The sequence below is a fragment of the Paenibacillus sp. P36 genome (assembly GCF_045866505.1).
Taxonomy (GTDB): Bacteria; Bacillota; Bacilli; order Paenibacillales; family NBRC-103111; genus Paenibacillus_E; species Paenibacillus_E chondroitinus.
In genome coordinates, this window is the sequence record NZ_AP038372.1 from 7389454 (window position 1) to 7403537 (window position 14084).

Below are 14084 nucleotides of genomic sequence, written 5' to 3' on the forward strand. Positions count from 1 at the left end.
AGCAAGGAGGGGTGACACACATCCATGGCCAGCGACCACAAAAACAAATTTCTACTTACGAACCGCGAACGCGAAGTATTCGAACTATTAGTGCAGGACAAAACGACGAAAGATATCGCACAGCAGCTTTTTATCAGTGAAAAAACTGTGAGAAATCATATCTCCAATGTCATGCAAAAGCTGAACGTAAAGGGTCGTTCACAAGCGGTTGTAGAACTGATCAAGCTTGGGGAATTAAAGATCTGATTCCGTCAGCAAACGGATCCATGTAAGCCTTCGATGCCTCCTATTGGAGGATTCGAGGGCTTTTATGTTGTTCGCGCGCGCGTTAAAAAGTGAACGTTTTGTTAACCCAACATTTCGACAGTAAATGATCCTTAGCATGTACTATAGTAGTAACTAACAAGTACATTACACCTTTAGGGGGCTATTTCAATCCATGATCGAAATGATTACCGAGCAAAAAAATGTGTTTTCCTTGTCAGAACTCCTGAATGTGGAACCAGGCATTCTGTTTCGACTCTGCCAGTATATTGAGTCAAGGGGCCATCATTTCACGAAATCAGAAGAAGGCGCCTTCCAATTCAATGATAATGATATTGCTGTGATTTTAGCCCATTATTAATGGGCTTTTTTGTTGCCTTGCAAACCACAGTTCCCACGCAAAAAAAGAAGCCCTATGCAGGGCTCCTTCTTCACTCTTTTTCTAACCTCTTCCCTATCTCCCATTGGTCTCTCTCCATCACTTTATCGTGATAGAAGTCACAACCTTATTCGCGCCTTTCAGCTGAATAAGCCGTCCTTCCTTAAATAACGCCAAGTTGCCTACGATAGTCACGCTGGAAGCAACTTGATACACGGTCGTCTGATCCTTGCCATTAATCGATTGCACGATAGAAATCGTGGCAAGCTCGCCTTGCGCATTAAGGGTCGTTCCTTTCAATTTCCCTTGCAGATCAAACGGCAAATTCTCATCAACGCTTTTTGTTACTTCAATATAGATGACTTTATTGTCAGAGGTGCGGATATCGACCTCGTCGCCTACTTTAAGGTCAATGGCTCTAACCTTCACGCCGCCACGATAGACGATGACATCCGGATGCAATGTAAAAGCGGTTGTAACTCCCGATTTCGTTAGCTTCAGCTCGCTATTGGTAACAGCTGCGCTAACGGTGCCGTTATTCGTGATAGGCTGCACCATTTTGGTCACTTCAATATAAATGACTTTGTTCTCGGAGGTGCGAACGTTAACTTCATCCCCAATTTTCAGCTCGGATAGAGCCACTTTCAAGCCATTGCGATACACCACGACATCCGGATGCAGCTTTATTTCAAAATTCACATTGTCTTTCTTGAGCTTTAGTACGTTGTTATTCACCGCTGCCGTGATCGTTCCGCTATTCGTAATTGCTTGTGCCGTTTGTGTTACTTCAATAAAAATAACTTTATTGTCCGAGGTCCGAACATTCACCTCATCACCGACCAACAGAGCGGTAGACGCAACTTTGACGCCATTTCGATAAATAACGATGTCTGGATGCAGCGTATAGTTGGTTGTAACACCTGACTTGGTAAGCTTAAGGACATTGTTATTCACAACGGCTGTGACGGTACCGCTGCTGGATATCGGAACAACCGATTTGGTCACTTCAACATAGATGACTTTGTTATCCGAGGTGCGAATGTTAACTTCATCCCCGATTTTCAGCTCATAAGGACTCACTTTCACACCATTTCGGTAGGCGACAATATCCGGATGGAACTGCAAAGATGAGGTAACGCCCGATTTGGTAAGGGTCAATGTATTGTTGGCAACCGCTGCGCTGACGGTACCGCTATAGATAATGGTTTGCACTGGTTTAGTTACTTCAATATATATAATTTGATTGTTAAAAGTCCGCACACTCACTTCGTCTCCAGCCTGCAAAGCCGAAGGAGCGATTTTCACTCCATTTTTGTAAATGTAAACGTCCGGATGCAAGGCATAGGTTGATGTCGCACCTGAGGTTGTCAATACTAAGGCGTTCCCGTTAACAACACTTTTTACAGTTCCCGTCAGTGTGTTATTTCCTTGTTCCGGCAATTGACCGCCTGTACGATCAAGCAATGCGGCAAGTTGAGCCCGTGTAACCGGCTGATTCGGCCTGAACGTGTTATCCTCAAAGCCATCTACCAGGCCTTTTTCAATGGCCACAGCAACATAACCAACAGAACCTGCAGGAATCTGCTTTGCATCTTTGAACGGCAGGGCCGTGTTCATTTTGGCTTTAGCCTGAGCGTCCAGCTTCAGAGCTTTGACCAAAAGCGTCGTCGCCCATAACCGATCGCCCTCTTTTTGAGGCTGAACGGAGTCGTCATTTTCGGAAAACAGGTCATTTTCCAGTGCAACAGCTACATATCCTACCGCCCAGGCCGGAATTTGATTGGCATCTTTGAAATTGAGATGTGTGCTCATTTTGGCTGAAGATTCTGCTTGGCTGCGAAGCCCCATAAGTCGGACGGCTGCTGTTATCGCTTCAATGCGTGAAACTGTGTTTTGCGGTTTAAAGGTACCATCCTCATACCCCTCAAATACACGCATGGATGCTAAACTCGCGATATAGCGTATGGCCCATTCCGCAGTTTTCAAATCGTTAAAAGTGAGGTGGATTTCGACCTTTCCATCATCTTTCTGATTGCCGTTGCCATTGTCTTTAGCTAAAACAGCTGTGCTGCTCCCCATGATTGTTACGAAAGCAAGGCCCGTCGCAATTACTTTTTTGAGCATCAAGCTTCACTCACACTCCTTCACCTTAGATAACCACATGTATCAGATCAATTCGTATAATTGGTTATTTTTAGGAGGGTACACTTTTATTTTCCTATCTTATGGGCACGCTCATTGGCGAAAGCGCCTACATTATGCTATGTTGGAAGAAATTATGAGCAAGGGAGCGAACGAAATGACGGCACATGCAGAGGGACCTCTGTCTCTTTTCCACCCGATTCTGAAGATGTGGTTTATTTCACGCTTCGGCGAACCCACCGACGTACAGAAGCAGGCATGGAAAGAGATAACTGCCAGGAAGCATACCCTCATCTCTTCCCCTACGGGTTCAGGTAAAACATTAGCGGCTTTACTGCCTTGTATGGATCGCATTGTGAAAATGAAACAGGCTGACGGCGAGCCCTACGCCCCCGGTGTACGCGTACTGGTCGTTACGCCGCTAAAAGCGCTGAATAATGATATTCATGATCATTTGTTTCATTTTATAGCGGAGATCGAGGAGCTTGCCGCCTCATTTGAAAAGGACACCGCCTGGCACGGACTGCGTGTCGGCGTCCGCACTGGTGATACTACGCAGAGTACGCGAGCTTCGATGTTAAAGCATCCACCGGATCTGCTGGTGACCACGCCAGAGTCGCTCTATCTGCTGCTTACCTCGCCGCGCGCGAGAGAAATGCTCAAGAGCGTGGAGCAAGTCGTCATCGACGAGATTCACGCTCTGGCAGCGGACAAGCGCGGCATGCATTTGTCGTTGACGCTGGAAAGGCTGGATGTGTGGTGCGGGCGATCCGTTCAGCGGATCGGTGTCTCTGCCACACAAAAGCCGATCGAACGCGTCGCACGTTATCTCGGCGGATGGGAAGCCGGCGAGCCGCGTCCTGTCGCGATTATCGAGAGCAAAGCCGAAAAGCACTACGCCCTGCAGGTCACGATGCCGGAGCCGGCACGTGCCGGAGCGGATAAAGAGGCCATCTGGACGCCTCTTGTAGAACGTGTGCTGCAGCTAATGGAAGGCTGCCGCACGGTGCTCATCTTCGCCAACAGCCGCAGGCTGTGCGAGCGGTTAACCCTGCGCCTCAATGATCATGTCGGTCATGAGATCGCGCGAAGCCACCACGGCAGCGTAGCCCGCGAGATCCGGCTCGAAGTCGAGCGCCAGCTCAAAGCCGGTGAGCTTCGCTGCCTGATCGCCACATCGTCGCTGGAGCTCGGCATCGACGTCGGCCATGTCGATCTGGTCATCCAGATCGACTCGCCTTTCACCGCTGCCGCAGGCATCCAGCGGATCGGCCGCGCCGGCCACGCCGTCGGCAGCATCAGCCGCGGCGTGCTGCTGGCGCGCAGCCGCAGCCTGCTGCCGGAGCTCGCCGTGCTCAGCCGGCGGATCGCCGCGCGCGACATCGAGGCCATCCGCATCCCGCGGGGCAGCCTCGATGTCCTGGCGCAGCAGCTCGTCGCAATGGTGGCTCTCAGCGACGAGCTGGATGTCGCGCTCCTCGCGCGCTTGCTCGCGCAGAGCGACTCCTTCCGCGAGATGCCGCGGGAGCGCTGGCTCTCGATGCTGGAGGTGCTCGCGGGTTTATACCCCTTCGCGCGTCCGCTCATCGCATGGGACCGCGAAACCGGCCGCTTGGAACGCGTAGCGGCTTCGCAGATGGCCGCGCTGACAGGCGCGGGCACGATTCCGCAGAGCACGGCATATCCCGTGCATCATAACGAAACAGGCCTTCATCTGGGCGAGCTGGATGAAGAGTTCATTCACGAATCGTCGATCGGCGACGTATTCCAGCTGGGTACGGCTTCGTGGCGCATCGTTCGCAAGCGCCCGGAACGCATTTATGTGCAGGAAGCCGAGAACCGGTACAGCGAAATCCCTTTCTGGCGCGGGGAGACTGGCGGGAAATCCTATCAGCTCGGGGTTCAAACGGGATTGCTTTGGCGTGAGCTGCGGGATCGCTTGAATGCGCAGTCTCATACAAAGGGAGATGTCGACGTCCAAGAATGGCTCATGGAGCAGTATTTTTTCGATACAGAAGCCAGTCATGCCCTGATTGGACTCATCCGCAATCAAATTGCGGTCAACACGGTACCGACCGATCAAACGGTTGTTATTGAAACTTTTGCCGATGAACAGAACCAAACGCATTACGTGCTGCACAGCTTATTTGGACGGAAAGTAAACCGGACTTGGCTTATGGCGCTCGAGAAGCATCTGAACCAGAACGGACACCAGGCCATCTATACAAATGCCAAGGACAACGGCATCGAATTGATTTTTCCCAGCTATCAAGAAACGGTTACGCAGGCTATCATGTCCCTTTCTTATAATGAAGCGGAACAATTGGTTATCGGAGCTGTCGCGGAATCCGGCATGTTCGGTGCGGCTTTTCAGCGGCTTGCGGAAACTTCCCTGCTGCTTTCCCGCAGTTTCACACGAATGCCCGCTTGGCTGAAAAGGCTTCGCGGCCAGGAGCTGATGAAAGAAGCACTGCCCTACAAAGAGCGGTTTCCGCTCTTTCAAGAAGCCATGCGCGAATGCTTGGAAGAGCATGTGGATTTGGAGCATCTGCGAAGTATCCTGGACGGGGTGCAAGCTGGTGAAATCCACTTTGCGGTTCATCGCAACCACTTCCCTTCACCGTTGGCGGCTCAATTTCAATCCGATTATGTCGCCCAAAAAATATATGAATCCGATAGCTTATCTCAGGATTTGCAAGTCGAATTACTAGGCTTCAGCCGGCAGATGGCTGCCGATATTTTTGGCGCAGAGACCGTTCGTAACGCGATAAATCCTCAAGTCCTGGAAGACGAAGAAGCCAAACTTTCCTGGGCGGAAGAAGCATGGACGTCAGCTCAACAAGTTTTTCGTTATTTAAAAGAGCGCGGAGACGCCTCCGTCACCGAACTCGTCAAAGCTGGGTCTACCACTGATTCCTCCGCTCAGACATGGATAAAGGAACTGCTGGAGCAAGGCAAAACCTCAGCCATCTCCTTCACCGGCGAGCCGCGTTATATATGCAGCGATGAAGTCACATTTTATACTTCGCTCACCTTAGATCCGCTCTCCAGAACATTCGTCTTCCAGAGGTATGCGGACGGGCGGCTGTCTTTCACCGCTGAGGAGCTCGCGGACCGCTACCAGCTGGAGATTGCGCATATTGAAAGCTGGATTGAAGAAGCTGTCGCTTCCCGCTTATTAGAACCTGCACCTTTCGCCGATCCTGAGGTGGAGTCGCTTTGGACAAGCAGCAAGGTCGCTTCCCGCTTAGTACGCCAATCTCTACAGATTCTGAGACGCGAGAACTCAGCTATTCCTCCGCTCACCTATCTGCTGCACATGCCGCTTATGCGCAAACTCATCGGAAGATCAAGCGTTCCCGGCATAGAGCAGCTGCGAGAAATCATCACGGATTTGCAGGGCTTCTTCCTGCCCGTTTCACTCTGGGAATCCGTTTTCTTCCCGACAAGGCAGTTATCCTACCGGAAACAGGACTTGGATATATTATGTTCATCAGGTGAAGTTTTTTGGATAGGCCACAAAGAAGAGGGTGAAAAAGAAGGTCGCATTGCTTTCTTTCTAGCAGAAAGTTCCACACTATTCGAACCCTGCCTTGCCGGGATGCACCATAGACCTGCCTCTTCTCCAGAACTGCTGAGCCTTATGGAAGCCAAAGGGGCTGTGTTTCTCAGCAAGCTTGGCCTTGAAACTGGAAAAACCCCTTCCTTATTATTAGAAGAGTTGCTCCAGCTTGTCTGGGATGGTCAGGCGGCCAATGATCAGTTCGCGCCGCTGCGGCTTCATGCCACGGGCACTTCTACTTCGAAGAAAGGGGACAAATTCCAATCAGGACTTGGACGTTGGTATGCCCTAAGCACACTGCATAATGCGGCTTTTGATAGGCAATCCTCCGCCATGCAGTGGACGCATCATCTGTTAGAGCGTTATGGTCTTATTACCAAAGACCTCGTCTCTGCGCTCTGTCCCTATCCATGGGAGGCGATTCATACCGCCTTGCGTCAATTGGAAGAGTGGGGGCTTGTCGTCCGAGGGCTGTTCATCACCGATTTGCATGCTCTTCAATTCGCGACGAAAGACTTTATTCGTCTGCTGCATCAGCCAGTGGCACAAGGAACTGACCACTCGTCTTCTTTCACGCTAGTTAGTGCTGTCGATCCAGCCAATCCTTGTGGGCTGCTTGTTCCCTGGCCTGAAAAACCCGGTATTTCCTTCTCCCGCAAAACCGGCAATTACTTAGCTCTCAAAGGCAGCGAGTGGTTGTATTGGATCGAAAACAACGGGAAGCGCATCTACCAGCTCTCTGCACATAGCCATGATTTGGCGGAGACTGCCCACGAGCTCAAGCTCATGTTCCGGCAACTGCTGAAACAGCACCAGCTGCGTAAAATCGTCATCGAGACATGGAACGGTGTCCGTATTTCCGATGCGCCTGAACAGGAGGCTTTGAAGCTTCTTGGCGCAGAAAAAGACCGCACCAGCTTCGTCCTTTGGCCTAGCCAATTAAGCTGATACGGTCTTCTATGCACGTTCCACTTGTACAGCACATATTTTGAACTCCGGCATCCGGCTCGTTGGGTCGAGGGCATCGTTCGTCAGCACGTTGATCGAGTGTTCACCCCCCCAATGGAAGGGAACGAACACCGTACGAGGCTGGATGCCTTCGGTTACCTTCACTTCGAAAACAAGTGAACCCCGGCGGCTCGTTAACCGGATCTTGCTATCCATGCCAAGTCCGATTCGCTTGGCGAGCCATGGATGTATTTCCGCAACGGGTACGGGAGCTTTCTTGTGCAGAGCTTCCGTCCGGCGCGTTTGTACGCCACTCAAATAATGGTTCGCCAGACGCCCTGTAGTTAAGACGAAGGGATACTCGCTATCGATCGGCTCTGCCGGCATTTTCGGCTGAATGCCGAATAATTTGGCTTTACCATCGGGATGATGAAAATAATCGGCGAATAATTGCGGTGTTCCCGGGTGATCAGGGGCAGGACATGGCCAGAATATCCCTTTTTCCTCTTGGAGTTTGTGGTACGTGATGCCGCTGTAATCGGCCTTCCCACCTGCAGAAGCGGCTGCCAGTTCACGAAACACGTCTTCGATACCTTCATATTGAAAATATCTTCCACGCCCCAGCGCTTCGGCCAAACCACAAATAATGTGATAATCGAGCTTGCTGTTTCCTGGCAGCTCCATCGCTTGGGGACGATGGAACACACGCCCCTCCAGATTGGTCATCGTACCTTCCGCTTCTGCGAAGGAAGAACCTGGCAGCAGATAATGGGCGTAGCGTGCCGTTTCTGTTTCAAACATATCCACAACAACTAGCAAATCCAGCTTTTGCAGCGCCCGCTCCACCATGCGGTTATTCGGACTTGAAACTAGCGGATTTGATCCAAGTACAATTAACGCCTTGATTTCACCCTCATCGACCTTCTTCAGAAGCTCGTAGGCGGAGACCCCTTTGCCTGGCAGCTCGTTGGGATCGATGCCCCATACTTTCGCAACATGCTCACGCGCAGCAGGATCTTCGATCGAGCGGTAACCGGGCAGTTGGTCAGCTTTTTGGCCATGCTCGCGACCGCCTTGGCCGTTTGCTTGGCCGGTAACGGCGCCATAACCGCAGCCTTTACGCCCTATTTTTCCCGTAACCAATGATAAATTAATATAATTCAGCGTATTCTCCACACCGTTGGATTGCTGTTCCAGTCCTCTTGCCGTCAAAACGATTCCCGTTTCCGCCTTGGCAAAGCCGCGAGCAATGGTTCGAATAACAGGCTCCAGAACACCGGTCAACTCCTCCACTCTTTCCGGCGTGTAAGATTTCACCGCTTCCTTTAAACTCTCAATGCCAGATGTCCGCTCTTGAATGAAACGTTCGTCGACAAGCTTCTCTTCCAGCATGACATGCAGTAGACCATTAACAAACACAGAATCGAACCCGGGCTGCAAACGAACATGAATATCAGCGACCTTCGAAGTCATGGTATTGCGTGGATCAATCGTGACAATGACCGCACCTTTCTTTTTGGCTTCAAGCAGATACGGCATCATGGTCGGCTGACACTCAGCAATGTTGGTGCCGGCTAGAATGATATATTTGGCATTCGGAATTTCAGACAAAGGCATCGACATGCCTCGATCAATACCGAAAGCTTGGTTGGAAGCCGCCGCTGCGGAAGACATGCAGTAACGGCCATTGTAATCGATATATTTACTGCGCAAAGCAACTCGAGTGAACTTGCCCAGCAAATAAGAAACCTCATTGGTTAAAGATCCGCCGCCGTATACGCCAATTGCATCTGCGCCAAATTCCGCTTGCAGGCTTTGGATGTGATTCGCGATGTCCCTATAGGCGTGGTCCCATGTCACCGTTTGCCAATGCCCTGCTCCGCCAGCCGACTTTACCAAGGGCTCGAGAATGCGTTCTGTATGAAACACGTGATCCAAAGCATTTAAGCCCTTCTGGCACAAACGACCTGTGGCAACCGGGAAGTTCTGGCTTGGTTTGGTAATGAGACCGGCTGTTTTGTCGCTTGTTACGATCTCTAGCCCGCACTGCATGCTGCAGAAGCAGCAATGGGAGGAAGGTTGATCTTTCGGTTTGGTCATACCAGAAACCCAATGAATATAAGGCCATTATGAACTTTCGTCGAATAAGTCCGCACGCATCCCGTATCCGGGGCTTGCACGAGCCCCGTTGAAAGATGGATTTTGCGATCATGCATCGGACAGAAGACATGCTCGTCACAGACGATACCTTCTGCAAGCACGCCTGCTTTATGCGGACATCGATTTTGAATCGCCGTCAGTTTGCCGCTGTTCATCTTGAAGAGGGCTACTTCCTCCCCTTGATACCGAATCGTCTTGCCTGTATTTACCGACAAATCCTCATAAGATACGGCCTCAACCCAAATCATTTGCTCTTCTTGTGTCTTCATGGTCTTCTCCTCCTGAGTGATTTCATTTGGTAAGCTCGACGACTTCATAGAGATCGCGTTGAATTTTTTTGCTATCGATGGCTTGTTTCCAAGGGTCTTTCGTAACGGCCAACGCTTGATCAATCCGGGCGCATAGTTGTTTGCGCTCTTCCTCGTTTTCAACGACAGCACGAATATGCTCAATTCCCAAACGGTGTACCCATTCGCTTGTACGCTCGCCGTATTTCCCGGTTTCGCGATAATATTGCAGATAAGCTTCGGTATATTCAATAATGTCTTGTTCTGTTTTCACGGTTGTTAAAAGATCGCCGACGCGTACCTTCACACCGCCGTTACCTCCGGCATACAGCTCCCACCCGCCATCGACGGAGACGATGCCCAAATCCTTAATACCGGATTCCGCGCAGTTCCGGGGACATCCTGATACCGCGAGCTTCACTTTGGCTGGTGTATTTAAGCGCTCAAAACGCTTCTCCAGCTCGATGCCCACCGCCATGGAATCCCCTGTACCGAACCGGCAGAACGTGTCGCCGACACATGTTTTGACCGTACGCAGGGCTTTACCGTAGGCATAACCGGAAGGCATATCCAGCGCTTCCCACATGGCCATCAGATCTTCCTTTTTCACGCCTAGCAAATCTAGACGTTGCCCGCCCGTGAACTTCACAGTCGGAACATTGAACTGCTCTGCTACTTCGGCAATACGCTTCAATTCCGTCGGATTCGTGACGCCGCCATAAATCCGTGGAACAACGGAATACGTACCGTCCTTTTGAATATTCGCATGCATACGCTCGTTAACGAAGCGCGAAGTGCTATCGTCCTTATACGTCTCAGGGCTAATCATGCCCAGGTAGTAGTTAAGCGCAGGGCGGCATTTGGAGCAGCCCTCTTCATTTTTCCAACCAAGCACGCTCATGACTTCACGTACATGCGACAATCCTTTTTCGCGAATCGCTTCGACAACCTCATCCCGTGTATGTGCTGTGCAAGAACAAATGGATTCTTTAACGGCATTTTTATCGTAGGAGGAGCCTAGCGTATAAGCCAACAAATCGCTGACAAGCGGTTTACATCCGCCGCAGGAACGGGAAGCTGTCGTGCAATTTTTCACTTCTTCAACTGAGGTCAAACCTTGATCTTTAATCGCAGAACAAATCGTTCCCTTCGTTACCCCGTTACACCCGCATATGATCGCATCGTCTTTCATCTCGGCAACACCGGATGCTGCTCCGCCGCCGCTCGCTGAATCCGTCAAAATCGCTGTTTTGGCCATCCCGCTGATATCGGTTTCCTCACGAATCATTTGCATGAGCCGCGTGCCGTCTGACGTATCTCCAAAGAGCACAGCACCAACAATTTTGTTGTCCTTAATGACCACTTTTTTGTATACACCTGTGAACTCGTCATGAATTCGAATCGCTTTGGTGCCTTCTTCATCCACGAATTTCCCGCCAGAGAAAACGTCAACACCAGACACTTTCAGCTTCGTATAAAGAACCGAGCCTTCATAAGGGCCTGTTTCCACGCCTGCCAAATGCTTCGCTAACACAGCGCCTTGCTCGTAGAGCGGCGCAACCAGCCCGTAGGCAACGCCACGGTGCATCGCACATTCCCCAACCGCATACACATTAGGAACACTTGTTTGCATATAGTCATTTACAATAATACCGGGATTGCAGTCTACACCAGAATTTTTGGCAAGTTCTACATTCGGCCGAATTCCCACCGCCATGACAACCAGGTCCGCATCCGTCATGGTGCCGTCTTTGAATTTCAACCCGGTAACCCGTTTGTGACCGACGATTTCTGCGGACTGCTTCGCTAGCAAGAAGTTAATTCCTTGTTCTTCCAGAGCCGCTTGCAGCATTTTGGATGCTGTGCGGTCCAGCTGACGATCCATGATCGCATCTGAAATATGAACGACATCCACTTTCATTCCTAGGTTCAAGAAACCTCTGGCGGCTTCCAATCCGAGTAACCCCCCGCCGATAACAACCGCCTTTTTATACTTTTTCGCGGATTCCATCATGATTTCACAATCACGGATGGTCCGGTAGGCCATGACCCCTTCTTTATCTGCACCAGGCATTGGAATCATGAAAGGATTGGACCCTGTTGCCAAAATCAATTTATCGTAAGGAACGGTTACACCTTTATCGCTCGTGACCGTTTGAGCTGCGGTATCGAGTGCCGTCACAGTTTGGTTGGTATAAAGCGTTATATGGTTGTTTCTGTACCATTCATAAGGATGGATAACAATATCTTCAATATTGGAGTCCCCCGAAAGGACATAGGACAGCAAAATCCGATTATAGTTCGGATGAGGCTCACTCCCAAAAATAGTTACCTCATATTTATCCGGAGCTAGTTTAAGCAAATGTTCAACTGCGTTAACACCGGCCATGCCATTTCCGACTAAAACCAACTTTTCTTTTTGAGTCATGGTCTCATCTTCCTCTCTACTGTGTCTATCTCTATATCCCATTTTGTTACACATATCCCTTTAAAAAAGTCCACTCGGGAGCAGCGATCTGCTCGATACGGATACTCCCAAATGGCAAATATGGGATATGGAGCTTAAGCAGCTCGGGGTGAGCTGCCAAAGACGGCAAGTCGTAAACGTCTTTGCGCATACAGCCTGCAGGAGGGCGCAAGCTGCATGAGCAAACCCTTTACTTCACTTGGCAGAAGCTGCCGATCCTGTTGATAACTCCCCACAGGACCAGCAGTCTACCCGTTACTTAAGCATGAACGCTATCAATGGCTGATGGAGCAACTTTCACTTTGCCGCCGTCGCCAATCCAGCTGCGCTTCCACTGCCCTTGCACAGATGCGATTAAAATAACGCAGCACACGGCGATTGCACTTAAAATAAGGAATCCTGGTGCGAAAGAACCTGTTGCCAATTTCACATTTCCGAGAATTTTAGGTAGGAAATATCCGCCCAAGCCGCCGGCAGCCCCGACAATTCCCGTGACCACGCCGATCTCTGATTTAAAGCGTTGAGGCACAAGCTGGAAGACAGAACCGTTCCCCATGCCAAACGCCATCATAGCGATGAATAACAAGACCGTTGTAACCGAAAGCGCTGGAAGCGTTGAAATCCCCGCCATCATTAATGCGACAACCCCATACAGTCCCATCAGCATCCGAATGCCGCCAATTTTATCGGCTAACCAACCGCCTACAGGCCGGAAGAAACTGCCACCGATTACGCATAAGGTTGTAAAATCAGCAGCACGGACCGGTGAAAGTCCGTATTGTGTATTAAAGAAGATAGTTAAGTACGTAGACATGCCAACGAAACCGCCGAACGTTACGCTATATAAAATACAGAACAACCAGGAATCCTTCTGTTTCAAAACTCTGCCATATTCAACAACCGTTTTGGGTGCTGGTTTGTTCGGGCTGTTTTTAGCCAAAATACTGAAAACAACCAACGTGATCGCAATTGGAATCATCGCAATACCGAAAACAACATGCCAGTCGCCATAATGCTGAGCAATCCGGTTGGCAAAAAGCGTAGCGAAGATTGTCCCGCTGTTCCCTGCTCCGGCGATCCCCATCGCCAAACCTTGATATTGCGGTGGATACCAGGAACTGGCTAACGGCAATGCGGCTGCAAAACTCGCTCCGGCAATACCGAGCATCAACGCTACGAAGTACATATCGCCCATCGTGTCAGCGAACTGCCATCCCCAGAACAATGGGATCAAGGTTAGCGTTAGTCCAATTTGTCCTGTAAGCTTAGGACCAATCTTATCGGTCAGTACGCCAAGCACCAGTCGGAGTACTGCTCCACCTAATGTAGGCAAAGCAACGAGGTTTGCCTTTTCAGCGGCGTTCAAATGGAAATCATTTGCGAGCACGACCGCCAGAGGCCCTAAAATCACCCATACCATGAAGCTCATGTCAAAATATAAGAATGAACTGAACAAAGACCCTTTGTGTCCCACTTGCAGAAAACTTTTCCGATCAACCATGTGCGTCCCTCTCCTTTTGAGGCTTTTCGCCTTCTCCTTTTTTCCTTATCCTGATTGCTCTCTGTCTGCACACCCATGGACAGAAAAGGCCGACAAACATACCCCTACATACATCGGGATGTTTGTCGGCCTCTTTGCCACTGCTGCCACTTCTTCGTGAACAGCATGTTTCGTTGTTTTTTGAAAAGTAAACATAAAAAGCCTATCCGGTTACGTATTTGTAAGGGGATAGGCGCCATTGCCTGCGTTAGGGGCACACCATTGTGCCGATTTCTAACTTGATTATAGTACGGCTTTACACCTATGTCAATAAACGTAACACAAAAAATATTTAAGCCCTCCATTTCACCTATTATATCGACAAAAATCAAATT

Annotated in this window: 8 protein-coding genes; 3 read left to right on the forward strand and 5 right to left on the reverse strand. The window is 50.1% G+C overall.

What is annotated here, in order from left to right; translation table 11 throughout:
* The first annotated feature begins 24 nt into the window (after positions 1-24).
* Both ACKTT9_RS32375 and ACKTT9_RS32380 read left to right on the forward strand, forming a co-directional pair.
* Entirely contained in the window at positions 25-246 is a 222-nt protein-coding gene (locus ACKTT9_RS32375) for a response regulator transcription factor (RefSeq protein WP_145661635.1), read from the forward strand.
* Between the two features lie 193 nt (positions 247-439).
* On the forward strand, positions 440-625 hold the full coding sequence (locus tag ACKTT9_RS32380; RefSeq protein ID WP_127455261.1) for a hypothetical protein: 186 nt from the start codon (positions 440-442) through the stop codon (positions 623-625).
* Positions 626-742: 117 nt separating this feature from the next.
* Here the strand turns inward: ACKTT9_RS32380 and ACKTT9_RS32385 are convergent, their stop codons facing one another.
* Positions 743-2767: an S-layer homology domain-containing protein gene (locus tag ACKTT9_RS32385; RefSeq protein WP_407873161.1), complete on the reverse strand. Its 2025-nt coding sequence runs from the start codon at positions 2765-2767 to the stop codon at positions 743-745.
* Between the two features lie 175 nt (positions 2768-2942).
* Between ACKTT9_RS32385 and ACKTT9_RS32390 the strand changes: the two genes are divergently transcribed.
* The gene (locus ACKTT9_RS32390) at positions 2943-7295 is read left to right on the forward strand and encodes a DEAD/DEAH box helicase (protein ID WP_407869230.1); all 4353 of its coding nucleotides are present in this window, start codon (positions 2943-2945) and stop codon (positions 7293-7295) included.
* Between the two features lie 9 nt (positions 7296-7304).
* Here the strand turns inward: ACKTT9_RS32390 and ACKTT9_RS32395 are convergent, their stop codons facing one another.
* The 4 genes from ACKTT9_RS32395 to ACKTT9_RS32410 all read right to left on the reverse strand — a co-directional run bounded on the left by ACKTT9_RS32395 (position 7305) and on the right by ACKTT9_RS32410 (position 13710).
* A complete protein-coding gene (locus ACKTT9_RS32395) occupies positions 7305-9395 on the reverse strand; it encodes a molybdopterin oxidoreductase family protein (RefSeq protein WP_407869231.1) in 2091 nt (696 codons plus the stop codon).
* Positions 9392-9724: a nitrite reductase small subunit NirD gene (nirD, locus tag ACKTT9_RS32400; RefSeq protein WP_407869232.1), complete on the reverse strand. Its 333-nt coding sequence runs from the start codon at positions 9722-9724 to the stop codon at positions 9392-9394. The genes ACKTT9_RS32395 and nirD overlap by 4 nt, the downstream gene beginning before the upstream one ends.
* 22 nt (positions 9725-9746) lie before the next feature.
* The gene (gene nirB, locus ACKTT9_RS32405) at positions 9747-12170 is read right to left on the reverse strand and encodes a nitrite reductase large subunit NirB (RefSeq protein ID WP_407869233.1); all 2424 of its coding nucleotides are present in this window, start codon (positions 12168-12170) and stop codon (positions 9747-9749) included.
* Positions 12171-12468: 298 nt separating this feature from the next.
* Positions 12469-13710, reverse strand: a complete 1242-nt coding sequence (locus ACKTT9_RS32410) for a nitrate/nitrite transporter (protein ID WP_407869234.1) — start codon at positions 13708-13710, stop codon at positions 12469-12471.
* Positions 13711-14084: the final 374 nt, after the last annotated feature.

Excerpts from the sequence above, each read along its gene's own strand:
- ACKTT9_RS32375 (WP_145661635.1), top strand. The coding sequence starts at position 25 with ATGGCCAGCGACCACAAAAACAAATTTCTACTTACGAACCGCGAACGC.
- ACKTT9_RS32380 (WP_127455261.1), top strand. The coding sequence starts at position 440 with ATGATCGAAATGATTACCGAGCAAAAAAATGTGTTTTCCTTGTCAGAA.
- ACKTT9_RS32385 (WP_407873161.1), bottom strand. The coding sequence starts at position 2,767 with ATGCTCAAAAAAGTAATTGCGACGGGCCTTGCTTTCGTAACAATCATG.
- ACKTT9_RS32390 (WP_407869230.1), top strand. The coding sequence starts at position 2,943 with ATGACGGCACATGCAGAGGGACCTCTGTCTCTTTTCCACCCGATTCTG.
- ACKTT9_RS32395 (WP_407869231.1), bottom strand. The coding sequence starts at position 9,395 with ATGACCAAACCGAAAGATCAACCTTCCTCCCATTGCTGCTTCTGCAGC.
- nirD (WP_407869232.1), bottom strand. The coding sequence starts at position 9,724 with ATGAAGACACAAGAAGAGCAAATGATTTGGGTTGAGGCCGTATCTTAT.
- nirB (WP_407869233.1), bottom strand. The coding sequence starts at position 12,170 with ATGACTCAAAAAGAAAAGTTGGTTTTAGTCGGAAATGGCATGGCCGGT.
- ACKTT9_RS32410 (WP_407869234.1), bottom strand. The coding sequence starts at position 13,710 with ATGGTTGATCGGAAAAGTTTTCTGCAAGTGGGACACAAAGGGTCTTTG.